Source organism: Shewanella acanthi (assembly GCF_019457475.1).
GTDB lineage: Bacteria > Pseudomonadota > Gammaproteobacteria > Enterobacterales > Shewanellaceae > Shewanella > Shewanella acanthi.
In genome coordinates, this window is record NZ_CP080413.1 from 2,665,601 (window position 1) to 2,679,031 (window position 13,431).

The following is a 13,431-nucleotide window of genomic DNA, read 5'->3' on the forward strand; positions in this document are numbered from 1 at the left end:
AGAGATTGGGGTGCAGTTTTAGGCGTCCTCTTTGGGAGTGTTGCCCCTGCCAGCTTGGCCTTATTGAGTATGTGTCTTGTTGAATTAGCTTTTGTTTCTTTCAGTTAGCGTTAACTGGCTTGACTCAATTTAGTTGGTACGTCAGTACGATACAGTCACTCTCGACATAGCGAGGCCAGTTAACGCTGGATACATTACAGCTCGATTGCCATCGCCGTTGCTTCACCGCCACCGATACACAGTGACGCAACGCCGCGTTTTAGACCGCGCGCTTTCAGTGCATGGATTAAGGTCACAAGCAGACGGGCGCCAGAGCAACCAATGGGGTGACCTAGGGCGCAGGCGCCGCCATTGACGTTAACCTTCGCCATATCCAGACCTAACTCAGACACCGCCAACATAGTCACCATAGCGAAGGCTTCGTTGATTTCGAATAGGTCCACATCATCCTTTGACCAACCCACTTTACCCAGTAAATTTGCCATCGCGCCAACAGGTGCAGTAGTGAATAACGCAGGCTCCTGAGCGTGGGTGGTGTGGCCTTTAATGGTGGCCATCACAGCTAAACCTAAACGCTCGGCCTCGGCTCGAGTGGTCAGCATCAGCGCCGCCGCGCCGTCCGAAATTGAGCTTGAGTTAGCGGCAGTGATAGTGCCGTCTTTGGCAAAAGCTGGGCGCAGTGTAGGGATTTTTTCAGGGCGAGCATTACCTGGCTGCTCGTCGGTATCAATCAGCATATCGCCTTGGCGAGAACTTACGGTCACAGGCACGATTTCCGCTTTAAAGGCACCCGAGTTAATTGCCGCATTGGCTTTTTCTAATGAACTTAAGGCGAAAGCATCCATTTGCTCGCGACTTAAGCCAAAATCATCGGCGGTCTTCTGGGCGAAAGTACCCATCGCGCCGCCGGTGTAGGCATCTTCTAAACCATCTAGGAACATGTGATCCATGACTTTGCCATGGCCCATGCGCATGCCAGAGCGCGCTTTATCTAACAAATACGGTGCTTGGCTCATGCTTTCCATACCGCCTGCAATGACAATATTCGCGCTACCAGCCTTGATTAAATCGTGGGCCAGCATCACGGTTTTCATGCCTGAGCCACACACTTTGTTCACTGTTGTCGCGCCAACAGACAGCGGTAAACCCGCGCCTAGAGTCGCTTGACGAGCCGGCGCTTGCCCCAGACCCGCTGGCAGTACGCAGCCCATCAGCACCTCATCCACCTTATCACCCGCCAGTTTAGTATCGGCTAACAGCGCCTTAATGGCCGTGGCCGCTAACGTCGGTGTGGTTACCGCTGAAAGGCTACCTTGAAACCCCCCCATAGGGGTGCGTTTAGCTGCAACGATAACGACATCTTGAGGTAATTGTTGTGTACTCATGGAAACTCCAAGCAAATATGCCACGGCGAAAATGGCGCCAGCGGCGGGAAATAATCTCAATAGAACCACTCTGACGTTTACGCGAACGTAAAGCAAGTGTTCATTGGTCTAATATGTCGAATTTCTGTTAAGAAAATTGTCAGTCAGGATTTACAGCTAAGGATGGGTTAAAAATTAATAACAAAAAGCATTGCGATGAAAAGGATGCTTTAGGGCGAATAAACTGTAGGCAGCGAAGGCGCTATCGTAAAAGTAATTACCTAAACACTTAATGTCTTATGATTGCGCAATAGCTGTACCACGCATTGTCTAGGGTCGTACAAAAAAGCGAAACACAGACCTCCTACCCCATAAAAAATGGCCCTTGGTGTGAACAGTCAAGGGCCATGCAATCGATAACTATTGGGATTCCCAAGGCGTTCTAGCCGTCATATCACTCAAATCGTATGGCGTTAACTGGTAAACGTAATAGTTAAGCCAGTTGCTGACAAGCAGTGAACCATGGCTATGCCAGCGGGCGATGGTGTCAAGTGACGGATCATTATTACGGTAATAGTTCTGCGGCACATTAGGGTTGAGTCCAAGCGCTAAATCCCGATTGTACTCATCGTTCAGAGTCGATTTTTGATATTCGGGGTGACCCGTCACAAACAGGTTGCGATTGTTACGGCTCAATATCAAATAAGCGCCTGCTTCGTCTGATTCTGCTAACACTTGCAGCTCAGGATGCGCCTTAATTGCCTCAATATCCATTTCGGCAAAACGTGAATGGGGGGCAAAAAACTCATCATCAAAACCGCGTAGCAGCGGAAAATGCTCACAGGTGCGACGGTGAACAAACACCCCTGAACGTTTCTCTTTAAGAATTTTACGGTTCAGCCCATAAAGGTGATAAAGACCCGCGTGCGCCGCCCAGCAGAGGAACAACACAGAAGTGACATGATCCTGTGACCAATCGATAATTTCACGGATATGCTCCCAATAGGTGACTTCCTCAAAGTCCATTTGCCCAAGTGGCGCGCCTGTGATGATGAGGCCATCGTAGTTTTTATGGGCTACGTCAGCAAAATCACGGTAGAAGGCATTCATATGATCGATTGAGGTGTGCTTAGACTCCTTATCATGAATACGCAATAAATCCACATCCACTTGAAGCGGCGTGTTTGCCAAAAGGCGCAGCAGTTGAGTTTCTGTCTCGATTTTGTTCGGCATCAAGTTCAAAATCAGCACCTTCATCGGTCTGATATCCTGATTCGCCGCCCGAGTTTCGGACATCACAAAGATGTTTTCTGATTCTAAAATCCCCGCCGCTGGCAGATGATCCGGAATTTTAACTGGCATACCGCGCCTCTTATCTTGATCTTGTGTAGGGTGTTGGTGCCGATGCCACTCGATGAGTTAACGCATCAGCGACCGATTTTCTCAAGCACTATCGTCATCGGCTGCGTTGAATTTTGGTCAATGTGATAGGCCTGAGTATTAATAAACAATAATTTGTCCTTAAGCATAATCCTTGCGCCAACAGCATAGGTATGCCCTGCAACGAGTCGATCACGCTCAATTTTAAAACTAAAAGGTGTGGGTGATTTAGCTCCGCTATTGACCTGCTCGGCTAGCACTGTTGCAGGCACGTCCATACGAGAAACATCAAGCAGCTGAACAATAAGGTTTGCCTCATTTGGCAAGAGGATACGTTCGCGATATAGGGCCTCTCCCTTAATCTCGATGACTGAGTCAGACAGTGATGAGGTCATTTTGAGTTCCTTGTTTGTAGACGAATTTGATGCTGAACATCCAGATACGACTGTAGCCAGTGTTAAGATCACCATTGTCGACCATTTGGTTAACATCGAAGGCACTTCACTCATACTAAACCCTTGTTCCATTTCTATTCTCCTAATCATACATAAAGACTTCTGGATGTCTACATGTCCACGCTATAAATCTTGTCTTAGCGGGCAGTTATTTCTATGATAAGCCACCATTTCGTTGCCGAAAAATTTATGACAAAAGCCACAGCGATAATTGTGGGCGCTAGCTCACAGTTAAGTCGAGAAATAGCAAAACAATTGGCGCAGCAAGAGGTTGAGTTAGCCCTGTTTGCCCAAGATGTAGACATGCTAAAAGAATTCGCGGCCACTCTCCCTACTAAAGTTCAGGTGTTTGAACTCACAATTGAAGATCCTCAAACCCTCATTCGTCAGCTCGAAGAAGTCTGGCAGCAACTTGGTGGAGCCCACTTAGTCCTAGTCAATACGGGGCTCAATAGCTACGACCCAGAGCTGCCCTGGCTACCAGAGCAGGACATTATCGATGTGAACGTACGAGGCTTTGCCGCCATCTGTAATACCGCCTTTAGATTATTTCGCGATCAGGGTTATGGTCAGTTGGCGGCGATAAACTCCATTGCGGGTCTGCGCGGTGGTCCAAGCGTGGCCTACCATGCCTCAAAGGCCTTCGCTCAGAATTATTTTGAGGGCCTGAGTATGCATGCCCAGCGCCTAAAATTACCTATTACCATCACCGATATACAACTCGGACTGCTCGATAAAGCCGCAATGCAGAAAAGTGCACTCTGGCTCGCTCCCCTGCCCGAAGTCGCAGCGCAAATTATTAACGCCATGCAAAAGGGTAAGCGCCGAGTGTATGTGACTAAACGTTGGCGGCTGGTCGCGTGGTTGACTCTGATGTTGCCCGAATTTATCTACAACACCCGCCACTGGAAACCTAAAAAAACTAAAAAGGTTAACGATTAAGGTGTTAAACCGAAAAAAGGAGCCTAATGGCTCCTTTTTCTTGGGATAGTTGGGAGTGAACGAGGCGTGACGGCGATCATTTGCCTATAAATAAACCGCCGACAATGGGGTTAACACCTAGAAGCGGTAACCAACACTTAGCATATAAACCCATGGGTTAATATCTGTGTCGATAGCTACATCGTTACCCGCCAGCTTAAATTTTACGTCGCTGTTGATTTGCGCATACCAAACAGACGCATTGACCATCCAGTGTTTATTGACTTGGTAATCAACACCCGCCTGCGCCGCAATACCCCAAGAGTTGCTGATGCTCAAGTCTGTTAAAGCGCCGTCTAAATCGTTAGTAAATTCATTGTCGAAGAAGTTAGTAAAGTTAACACCGATACCAACATAGGGGCGCAGCACAGATTGGGCATCACCGAAGTAATACTGGGCAACTAAGGTGGGGGGTAAGTGCTTAGTTTCAGCAATTTTGCCAACGCCATGTAGTGACACATCGTGACTAAACGGTGTTGCGGCAAGCAGTTCTACGCCGACATTGTCAGTCAGCATGTAGCCAAAGTTCAGCCCCAATTGAGTGTTATTGTTAACTTGAAACTCGCCAAAACCAGCAACATCATCACTCGATTCATTGGGTGCGACCACTACGGCGCCTGCTCTGACCAGAATATCACCCGCTTGATGGGCTAAAACCGCTGAAGAAAAACCTGCGGTCAGCAGAGTGGCGGCAATCAAGGTAGCGACAGTACTTTTTTTCATTATCATTCTCCAAATGCACAACACAGCATGTTGTTTTGCGTTACATCCTTAACAATTGATGCTTACACTGCCAGACAAAACATTTAACCTTATTGATCCAAATCAAGGTAGGGAGCGATGCCAGAACCGATGCGCAACAGTTGCGATCTCTGTCACGTAACGCATTGTTTTTATTGTCTAGGGAAGATGATTTTGTGAGCAAAAGACGACATTTGAGGTGAAACTAGCGCTGTAGAGACGAAAAGTAAGGCTTTAAATGCAGAGCAGAATTTCAGCGCGTTAGCACAGAGCGTTAAGACAACCCCCGTTTGGTTCGAGTCAACGTAAGCTTAGTTGTGGGTATCGAGTTAACCACCCTTTATCAGCAATACGCGTTTCAAATACCGCCCTTTTGCGCAGCGGATTATGGGTGAGTTGAAGGTTAAATAGCGATTGTAAACCAAAGGGCGCCAAAATCCTCCACTCACCACTTTTCAAATCCTGAGTCACAGCGACAGCGGTTTCAAGTTCAGGCCAATGGGACATGGCATCCTCACAGGAGGTATAGGCCCTGTCGTGATTTTTAAGGTGCATACGCGCCTGATTCTTTACCGACCAAGGCAGCGCTGGCGATAACTGCCTTAAATAAGCCTCAATTGCCAAGTCCCGTTCTGGGCGGAAATCCAAGGGGCAGAAATATATCAGGTCGATATCATTAAGGGCATTTGAGTGATGAGTATGTTCCACCTGGATCATGCTTTGAGCATTTTCTTGATTACAAAAACCATGCAGCCTATCCCACACTAGGTTTCGCACAAAACCCGCCGCTAGGCACCACTGCTCCATGTTATGAATATCGGCGCACTGTGCTGCCCACTCAAGGGCTTGCAAACGCGCACTATCCAGCCTTATCCAATCAATAATGAGCTGTGATAACGCAGCATCGTTCATCGATTTATATGAACATAAAGACACTGCTGTTGGTATCAGTGCTGTAGACATAGAAAGTGGCTCTTTTGGTATAAGCTGCTTGGAATAGATTAAGCGACCAGCAAAAACATCAGGACGAAAGCTACAAATGGCCTAGGTAAAAATGACCTAGGCCATCTAATTTTAACATCACTTACAAGACTTGCCGTTGTTAAACCGCATCCGCCTGCACTTCTGGCGCCGCGTCGCTAAAGGCTTTAAGTTGATTACATGCTTCCCAAATACGCACAATTGTGGGGTATGGCGTTAAATCCACATTAAAACGCTTAGCATTGTAAACTTGCGGAATTAAACACAAGTCAGCAATCGTCACCGAATCGCCAAAGCAGTAACGGCCGCTCACACGCTCAAGTTGTTTTTCCAGCGCGCTAAAGCCAGTATTCACCCAGTGGTGATACCAAGCATTTTTCGCCGCTTCATCCACTTCCAGCGTCTGGGTGAGATACTGCAGAACCCGCAGGTTATTTAGGGGATGAATTTCACAGGCGATGGATTGCGCTAAGGCACGAACCTGAGCACGTGCTAATGGTGATGTTGGCAACAGTGGTGATTGGGGATATAACTCCTCCAAATACTCAATAATCGCTAGCGATTGAGTCAGATTATCCGTGCCCTGCTTGCCTTCAACGACTAAGGTTGGCACTAATTCCTGCGGGTTTAAGGCGATATATTCAGCCTTATGCTGCTCACCGCCCTCACGCACTAAATGTACCGATAATTGCTCGGCAGTGAGTCCCTTTAAATTCAGCGCAATACGCACCCGATAAGCGGCGCTTGAACGCCAATAACCATAGAGTTTCATTGAAAAATCCCTATCAAAAAACGTTAACAAAACGGGGCCGAACTGGTGATAGCATCGGCCCCGTTTTACAAAGAGTTAAGCGCTAATGTTAAGTACTAATATAAGCGCTGGCTTTAAGCTGGTTATGCCAACTTAGGCTTTATATTCCACAACCGTTTGGTCGATTGAACCGAAAATTGAAGCGCCGTTGTCGTCCAGCATTTCAATGCGAACCTTGTCACCGAAGCGCATAAATGGCGTGCTAGCCTTACCGTCTGCGATCACTTCTAACATGCGTTTTTCGGCTAAACAGCTCGAACCCGCACTGCGGTCATAGTTAGAGATAGTACCAGAGCCGATAATGGCACCCGCGCCTAATGGACGGGTTTTAGCCACATGGCTAACTAACTGGCTGAAGTTAAAGGTCATATCAACGCCCGCATTTGGGCGACCAAACAGTTCACCATTCAAATGGGTGATTAATGGCAGATGAACCTTCGAATCCTCCCAGCGATTACCTAACTCATCTGGCGTTACCGCAACAGGTGAGAAGCTGCTAGAAGGTTTTGATTGGAAGAAACCAAAACCCTTAGCCAATTCAGCCGGAATGAGGTTACGCAGTGACACGTCGTTAACCAGCATCAGTAACTTAATGTGGGAAGCGGCATTTTCAACGCTCACGCCCATCGGCACGTCGTCGGTTACCACGGCGATTTCAGATTCGAAATCAATGCCCCAATCTTCGCTTGCAAGCTCGATATTGGCCTTAGGCGCGATAAAGCTGTCTGAACCACCTTGGTAGAACAGAGGATCTGTCCAGAAGGTTTCTGGCATTTCTGCGCCGCGCGCCTTACGCACTAATTCCACGTGGTTAACATAGGCGCTACCATCGGCCCATTGGTAGGCGCGTGGCAGCGGTGATAAACATTTGGCTTCATCAAAGGCTTGGGCATTGTCCAACTTGCCTTCGTTTAACGCGTCGTACAGTTCTTGTAACTGTGGCAGTAGCAAATCCCAACCATCAAGCAGTTGCTGCATGGTGTGGGCAATCGCCGGAACGGCAACCGCTTGAGTAAGATCACGGCTAACTAACATCAACTGGCCATCGCGGCGACCATTGTTATAACTGGCAAGTTTCATAACTGCTCCTGTGCTTCTATGCTTTTCTCGGGCTTCGCGTACCGCTTAGGAGTGAGGTGAAACTCGACTCTAGAATGACTTAAAAGGCCTTACTTAGGCACTCGCAGTACGCATTTTTTGGTGCTAGGGATTTGCTGCGCGTAGAAATACCCGATGTAGACACGGATTCCTATAGCGTGAACCAAATCACAGTTCACCCTTAAATTTCACATTTTGTAAACTATGCATTACAGCACTGAATTTGTAGCCACTTCTCACCCGCTCTGTGAATGATATAGCGCAAAATAGGCGACTCCATTAACAGGCGAGTGGAACGCCAGCATTACAATCTCAATTGGCTGCTAAGCGGCTTGTTCAGCGCCGAACCTACTTTGGCTTGGCAATCTTATATTCCCTGAGCTTATTGGCGATTGCAGTGTGGGAAACCCCCAACTTTTTCGCTAACTGGCGCGTGCTCGGGTACGCCGGATATAAACGGCGTAACAAGCTCGCCTCAAACTGCTTCATGGCATCGTCGAGATTGCCCTCGAAGGCATTATCGAAGTAGCCAAAACCTTCGGCATAGGATGGCAATTTAAGTTGCTCAACTGTAAGTTCTGCCGAACCATCCCACATGGAGACGGCTCTAAACACTGCGTTTTTGAGTTGGCGCACGTTACCTGGCCAAGCGTAGGTCAGTAAATGATCCCGGCACTGGGCCGAAATACGGCGAACCGGGCTCGATAACTGCTGACTGTAATGTTCGAGGAACATCTCGGTAAGCGGGATAATATCGACCTTACGTTCGCGCAGGGAGGGAATGTGGTAACTCAACACATGGATGCGATAGTACAAATCTTCCCTGAACTCACCGGTTTGGCAAAGCTCTGCCAGATTCTTTTGGGTTGAGCAGATAATACGCACATCGGCGCGCACTTCTTCATCGCCCCCTATGCGTCTAAAGGTGCCATCCTGCAATAGACGCAGCAGTTTTACCTGCGCCGCTTTTGACATTTCGGCTACTTCATCGAGGAATACGGTACCGCCCTTCGCCTCTTCGAAGAAACCGCGTTTAACCACTTTACCCTGACTCACATAACCAAAGAGTTCTTCTTCGGCAGCGCTGTCGGGCAGTGCCGCGCAGTTAATTGCGATAAAGGGTTTTTCACGGCGCATACTGGCATCGTGGCTGGCCCTTGCCATTAATTCTTTGCCCGTACCAGTTTCACCGGTGATAAGCAGCGGTGCGTCGAGCTGCGCCATACGGCGCGCCTGCTTGAGCACATCCTTCATCTTGTCGCTGCTGGCCAGCACGTTTTCAAAGCCTGCGATTTGATTTTGCAGGGCATTGAATTGCTTACCGACGCGCGCAGGCGATTTGAGTGACACTACGGCGCCTACGAGGATGGTTTTATCATCTTCATCGGGGAGGTAAATCGGTAGCATTTCGGCCAAGTATTCGTTTTGGCCAATGTTGACCCGCGCAGCCTGGGGCAACACTTGGCTCTCGCTGAGCCAGCGGCTGAAGTTAAAGCCCTGAACCCAGTGATTTAAGGATTCATCCAGCACTTCGTGCTCCCCCATGCCCATGTTGAGTAACGCCGATTCATTCACGATACGAATACGGGCCTTAACATCGATGGAGAATACCGAGTCTGGTAGGGTTTTAAGTAGGGTTTTTAGGGCGTAATGTTCTTGCTCTGACGGCATAAATGACACAGTGCGCACATCGTGGACACTTTCCACTTTGCGGATCTGAGGCATCAAGGCACTTAAGGTATCAAAACTCACCTCGGCAAATTGCAGGTATAAAAAGCCTTGGTTACTTGCATCGATGGCAATCAAGTTGATGCCATAACGTTCTAACACGACTAAGATATCTTTCGCTAAACCCACGCGGTCTTGACAGCTAACTTCCAAGCGCATAATGAGTGATATTCCCTGTTTTGATTCGAATTTTGGGATAAACCGTGCTGAGCTATTTCCAAGTGATTGGGTAAAGTGTTGTGCGCATAGCTGAACACACCTTACGCAAACGTAAAGGGTAGGATTAATAGCAGGGCGCGTATACGTTAGAAGGAAATGAGGTAAGTGGCAAGTCTTGTTTACAGCATATTTGTAACAGAAAGAATAAATCAGCGTCTCGCTTATGCTAAGACGCTGATATTGAATTGTAAAATATTAGTCGAGTAACTGGTCAGTCTTGGCCGCCATAATGAAATCGTTCTTATGTAAGCCCTTAATTGAGTGCGACCACCAGGTCACGGTCACTTTGCCCCACTCGGTGAAGATACCTGGATGGTGGAATTCTTCTTCGGCTAAATCGGCCAATTTGTTTGAAAACGCCATCGCCAGTTTGAAGTTTTTAAACTTAAATACCCGCTCAAGCTGCATCACGCCGTCACGTACTTGTACGCTCCAATCTGGCACCATACGCACCAGCTCCGCCAGCTCGGCATCGGTCACTTTTGGCGCATCGGCCTGGCAAGCTTCACATTTCATCTCGGTTAACGCTGACATACTTTCTCCTTTTGGCGACAACTTGGACTCTGACGTTATTTGAGTCCCTGCCATATTTTGATTTTTAGATTAGTTAACTCGCCTTGGCCTTAGGCGGATATTTAGGGGCAAACAAGCCTAATTGTTTGGCTTTTGCTACGTAGTTCATGATGTCCATCTTGGCGATTTCATCGAGCATATCGATATGCTCAATTACATAGTAAATGGGCTGCATAATATCGATGCGATAGGGAGTACGCAGTACATCAAGCAAGTCGAAGGCTTTACGCTCTGGCGCTTCACTTTCCATCGCATAGAGAGTTTCACCAGGTGAACTTAAAATGCCCCCACCGTAGATGGTAAGTTCACCGTTTTGGGGTTTTAGCAGACCAAATTCAACGGTAAACCAATATAAACGCGCCAAAAACACCCTGTCTTCCTTACTGGCGTTTAATCCCAACTGTCCATACATGTGGGAGAAACGCGCAAAGGAAGGGTTAGTCAATAACGGACAGTGACCAAAAATTTCGTGGAAAATGTCCGGCTCCTGCAGGTAATCAAATTCTTCTTTACGGCGAATAAAAGTCGCTACAGGAAATTCCTGATTGGCAAGTAACTCGAAGAAACGACCAAAGGAAATTAGCGCTGGCACAGCCGCGGTTTTCCAGCCGGTAGTCTCAAGCAGCACTTTATCAATTTCAGCTAATTGGGGAATACGGTCCTTTGGCATGTTTAAGGCATCTAAACCCTGCAGATATTCCTTACAGGCGCGGCCAGGTAAATTAACGGCTTGGCGGGCGTATAGTTGACGCCAAATCTCATGTTCTTCCTGTGGGTAACGGATATACCCAGTTTCATCGGCGCTTCTCGCCACATAGGGGGCGATGAGGGCGGTATCTTTAGTCATAAAATTCACTTCATGGATGACGCTACTCCCCCAATAGTGATCTAAGCCTCGTTTTTTGTTAACTCCCCGCTAGTTTATTGTTAGTCTCAAGATGTGACGTAAACGTAAAGCAAATATTACAAAGCGTTTAAAATGCATATGCCATGGCTCATCACCCTCAAACTTGCTGGTAGCAAAGCTTGACAGGCCATTATTCAGCGCCCGATTATCATCGTATAAAACGCAGAAATATCGACAAATTTCAGTGTTTGCAAATAGCTTTTCTGTGCAGGTCATTTACAATATTGCCCAATAACCGCATCTCCTTAATCTAAAGGTTCGCAATGAAACAACATCAAATTCGTAAGGCCGTAATTCCAGTCGCGGGTCTGGGCACTCGTATGCTCCCTGCGACAAAAGCCATTCCAAAAGAAATGCTTCCCGTTGTTGATAAGCCATTAATTCAATATGTCGTTAGCGAAGCTATTGCCGCGGGCATCAAAGAAATCGTACTGGTGACCCACGCCAGTAAAAACTCCATCGAAAACCATTTCGACACCAGCTTTGAACTCGAAGCCCAATTAGAGCGCCGCGTTAAACGTCAACTGCTTGAAGCCGTACAATCTATCTGTCCAAAGGACGTAACGGTTATCAGCGTGCGCCAATCCCAGGCTAAGGGTCTAGGTCACGCGATTCTGTGCGCTAAATCTGTGGTGGGTGACGCCCCATTCGCGGTACTGCTGCCGGATGTCATCATCGATGAAGCGAGTTGCAACCTAAACACCGACAACTTAGCGGCTATGGTTAACCTCTATGATGAAACCCAAGTAGGTCAAATCATGGTGGAAGGCGTACCCCATCAATTAGTGAACCAATACGGTATCGCCGATGTGAATGGCTTAGAGTTAAAACCCGGTGAATCACTGCCACTTGCAGAGCTGGTTGAAAAGCCAGCTATTGATGAAGCGCCATCGAACCTAGCGGTAGTCGGTCGTTACGTGCTACCGGCTGCCATTTGGCCTCTGCTGGCAAAAACCCCTGCTGGTGCTGGCGATGAAATTCAGCTCACCGATGCTATCGCTATGCTGATGAAAGACGAAACCGTTAACGCATACTACATGCAGGGCAAGAGCCATGATTGTGGTAACAAGCAAGGTTATATGCGCGCTAACGTAGAATACGCGCTGCGCCACAACGAAATCGGGGAAGATTTCGCGCAATATTTAAAAACGTTGGTAAAAGGAATTAAGTAATGACGATTTTAGTGACCGGCGGTGCTGGCTATATTGGCACCCATACCGTAGTTGAATTACTCAATGCGGGAAGCGATGTGGTTGTGTTAGACAACCTGTCTAATTCAAGTATCGAAGCCTTAAACCGCGTTGAGCAAATTACCGGTAAATCGGTCACCTTCTACCAAGGCGATATTCTTAATAAAGCCTTATTACAAAAGGTGTTTAGCGATCACAGTATTCAAGCGGTGATTCATTTTGCGGGCCTTAAGGCCGTAGGTGAATCGGTCGCTAAACCCCTCAAGTACTATGAGAATAATGTCACTGGTACCTTAGTGCTCTGCCAAGTTATGGCTGAGCATAAGGTTAAAAATCTCGTGTTTAGCTCCTCTGCCACTGTGTATGGCGATCCCGCAAGTTTGCCCATTACGGAAGATTTCCCCACGGGGGCAACCAACCCCTATGGCCAATCTAAGTTAATGGTGGAGCATATACTTGCGGATTTACATCACAGCGATTCAAGTTGGAATATCGCGTGCCTTCGCTATTTCAACCCCGTCGGCGCCCATGCCAGCGGCTTAATTGGTGAAGATCCTAACGATATTCCAAATAACTTGATGCCTTTTATTGCCCAAGTTGCCGTAGGTAAACGCCCAGTGCTAAGTGTGTTTGGAGATGATTACCCGACCCATGACGGCACCGGTGTTCGTGATTATATCCATGTGGTGGATTTAGCGCTTGGTCACCTAAAGGCGCTCGATAAGCTGGCGACTAATTCCGGCCTTGTTACCTATAACTTAGGCACAGGTCAAGGTTACAGTGTGTTAGATATGGTAAAAGCCTTTGAGAAGGCCAGTGGTAAAACCATTGCTTATCAAATCGCGCCGCGCCGCCCAGGGGATATTGCCGCCTGTTATGCAGACCCACATCATGCAAAAACTGATTTGGACTGGAAGGCCACCCACGGATTGGAGGAGATGGCGAGTAGCAGCTGGCATTGGCAAGCTAACAATCCCAACGGTTATAAAAGCTAATTGACTAA

General features: G+C 47.7%; 13 protein-coding genes. 3 read left to right on the forward strand and 10 right to left on the reverse strand.

Annotation, left to right across the window (positions count from 1 at the left end; genetic code table 11):
• Positions 1-194: 194 nt before the first annotated feature.
• The 3 genes from K0H61_RS11640 to K0H61_RS11650 form a co-directional block, all read right to left on the reverse strand.
• On the reverse strand, positions 195-1,385 hold the full coding sequence (locus K0H61_RS11640; RefSeq protein WP_220049436.1) for a thiolase family protein: 1,191 nt from the start codon (positions 1,383-1,385) through the stop codon (positions 195-197).
• A gap of 399 nt (positions 1,386-1,784) precedes the next feature.
• Positions 1,785-2,726 carry a homoserine O-acetyltransferase MetA gene (gene metA / locus K0H61_RS11645; RefSeq protein WP_220049438.1) on the reverse strand — a complete coding sequence of 314 codons (942 nt, stop codon included), beginning with the start codon at positions 2,724-2,726 and terminating at the stop codon, positions 1,785-1,787.
• A 65-nt stretch (positions 2,727-2,791) separates the two neighbouring features.
• Positions 2,792-3,271, reverse strand: a complete 480-nt coding sequence (locus tag K0H61_RS11650; protein ID WP_220049439.1) for a YbaY family lipoprotein — start codon at positions 3,269-3,271, stop codon at positions 2,792-2,794.
• 117 nt (positions 3,272-3,388) lie between these two features.
• Here K0H61_RS11650 and K0H61_RS11655 point away from each other — a divergent pair, with 117 nt between their 5' ends.
• A complete protein-coding gene (locus K0H61_RS11655) occupies positions 3,389-4,141 on the forward strand; it encodes an SDR family NAD(P)-dependent oxidoreductase (RefSeq protein ID WP_220049441.1) in 753 nt (250 codons plus the stop codon).
• A 117-nt stretch (positions 4,142-4,258) separates the two neighbouring features.
• On the opposite strand, the gene ompW is transcribed toward K0H61_RS11655, so the two are convergent.
• From ompW to phhA, 7 genes are all read right to left on the reverse strand, one after another.
• Positions 4,259-4,903 carry an outer membrane protein OmpW gene (gene ompW / locus K0H61_RS11660; protein WP_220049443.1) on the reverse strand — a complete coding sequence of 215 codons (645 nt, stop codon included), beginning with the start codon at positions 4,901-4,903 and terminating at the stop codon, positions 4,259-4,261.
• A gap of 318 nt (positions 4,904-5,221) precedes the next feature.
• The gene (locus K0H61_RS11665) at positions 5,222-5,833 is read right to left on the reverse strand and encodes a nucleotidyltransferase family protein (RefSeq protein ID WP_220052673.1); all 612 of its coding nucleotides are present in this window, start codon (positions 5,831-5,833) and stop codon (positions 5,222-5,224) included.
• Positions 5,834-6,023: 190 nt separating this feature from the next.
• Positions 6,024-6,674, reverse strand: a complete 651-nt coding sequence (gene maiA / locus K0H61_RS11670) for a maleylacetoacetate isomerase (RefSeq protein ID WP_220049445.1) — start codon at positions 6,672-6,674, stop codon at positions 6,024-6,026.
• Between the two features lie 132 nt (positions 6,675-6,806).
• A complete protein-coding gene (locus tag K0H61_RS11675) occupies positions 6,807-7,793 on the reverse strand; it encodes a fumarylacetoacetate hydrolase family protein (protein ID WP_220049446.1) in 987 nt (328 codons plus the stop codon).
• 366 nt (positions 7,794-8,159) lie between these two features.
• On the reverse strand, positions 8,160-9,698 hold the full coding sequence (tyrR, locus tag K0H61_RS11680) for a transcriptional regulator TyrR (protein WP_220049448.1): 1,539 nt from the start codon (positions 9,696-9,698) through the stop codon (positions 8,160-8,162).
• A 255-nt stretch (positions 9,699-9,953) separates the two neighbouring features.
• Positions 9,954-10,292, reverse strand: a complete 339-nt coding sequence (locus K0H61_RS11685) for a 4a-hydroxytetrahydrobiopterin dehydratase (RefSeq protein WP_220049449.1) — start codon at positions 10,290-10,292, stop codon at positions 9,954-9,956.
• Between the two features lie 73 nt (positions 10,293-10,365).
• The gene (phhA, locus tag K0H61_RS11690; RefSeq protein WP_220049451.1) at positions 10,366-11,178 is read right to left on the reverse strand and encodes a phenylalanine 4-monooxygenase; all 813 of its coding nucleotides are present in this window, start codon (positions 11,176-11,178) and stop codon (positions 10,366-10,368) included.
• Between the two features lie 323 nt (positions 11,179-11,501).
• On the opposite strand from phhA, the gene galU reads away from it, so the two are divergent.
• On the forward strand, positions 11,502-12,410 hold the full coding sequence (galU, locus tag K0H61_RS11695; RefSeq protein ID WP_220049452.1) for a UTP--glucose-1-phosphate uridylyltransferase GalU: 909 nt from the start codon (positions 11,502-11,504) through the stop codon (positions 12,408-12,410).
• A complete protein-coding gene (gene galE, locus K0H61_RS11700) occupies positions 12,410-13,423 on the forward strand; it encodes a UDP-glucose 4-epimerase GalE (protein ID WP_220049454.1) in 1,014 nt (337 codons plus the stop codon). The genes galU and galE overlap by 1 nt, the downstream gene beginning before the upstream one ends.
• Positions 13,424-13,431 lie beyond the last annotated feature (8 nt).

Excerpts from the sequence above, each read along its gene's own strand:
- K0H61_RS11665 (WP_220052673.1), bottom strand. The coding sequence starts at position 5,833 with ATGAACGATGCTGCGTTATCACAGCTCATTATTGATTGGATAAGGCTG.
- tyrR (WP_220049448.1), bottom strand. The coding sequence starts at position 9,698 with ATGCGCTTGGAAGTTAGCTGTCAAGACCGCGTGGGTTTAGCGAAAGAT.
- ompW (WP_220049443.1), bottom strand. The coding sequence starts at position 4,903 with ATGAAAAAAAGTACTGTCGCTACCTTGATTGCCGCCACTCTGCTGACC.
- phhA (WP_220049451.1), bottom strand. The coding sequence starts at position 11,178 with ATGACTAAAGATACCGCCCTCATCGCCCCCTATGTGGCGAGAAGCGCC.
- K0H61_RS11640 (WP_220049436.1), bottom strand. The coding sequence starts at position 1,385 with ATGAGTACACAACAATTACCTCAAGATGTCGTTATCGTTGCAGCTAAA.
- galE (WP_220049454.1), top strand. The coding sequence starts at position 12,410 with ATGACGATTTTAGTGACCGGCGGTGCTGGCTATATTGGCACCCATACC.
- maiA (WP_220049445.1), bottom strand. The coding sequence starts at position 6,674 with ATGAAACTCTATGGTTATTGGCGTTCAAGCGCCGCTTATCGGGTGCGT.
- K0H61_RS11655 (WP_220049441.1), top strand. The coding sequence starts at position 3,389 with ATGACAAAAGCCACAGCGATAATTGTGGGCGCTAGCTCACAGTTAAGT.
- K0H61_RS11650 (WP_220049439.1), bottom strand. The coding sequence starts at position 3,271 with ATGGAACAAGGGTTTAGTATGAGTGAAGTGCCTTCGATGTTAACCAAA.
- galU (WP_220049452.1), top strand. The coding sequence starts at position 11,502 with ATGAAACAACATCAAATTCGTAAGGCCGTAATTCCAGTCGCGGGTCTG.
- metA (WP_220049438.1), bottom strand. The coding sequence starts at position 2,726 with ATGCCAGTTAAAATTCCGGATCATCTGCCAGCGGCGGGGATTTTAGAA.
- K0H61_RS11675 (WP_220049446.1), bottom strand. The coding sequence starts at position 7,793 with ATGAAACTTGCCAGTTATAACAATGGTCGCCGCGATGGCCAGTTGATG.
- K0H61_RS11685 (WP_220049449.1), bottom strand. The coding sequence starts at position 10,292 with ATGTCAGCGTTAACCGAGATGAAATGTGAAGCTTGCCAGGCCGATGCG.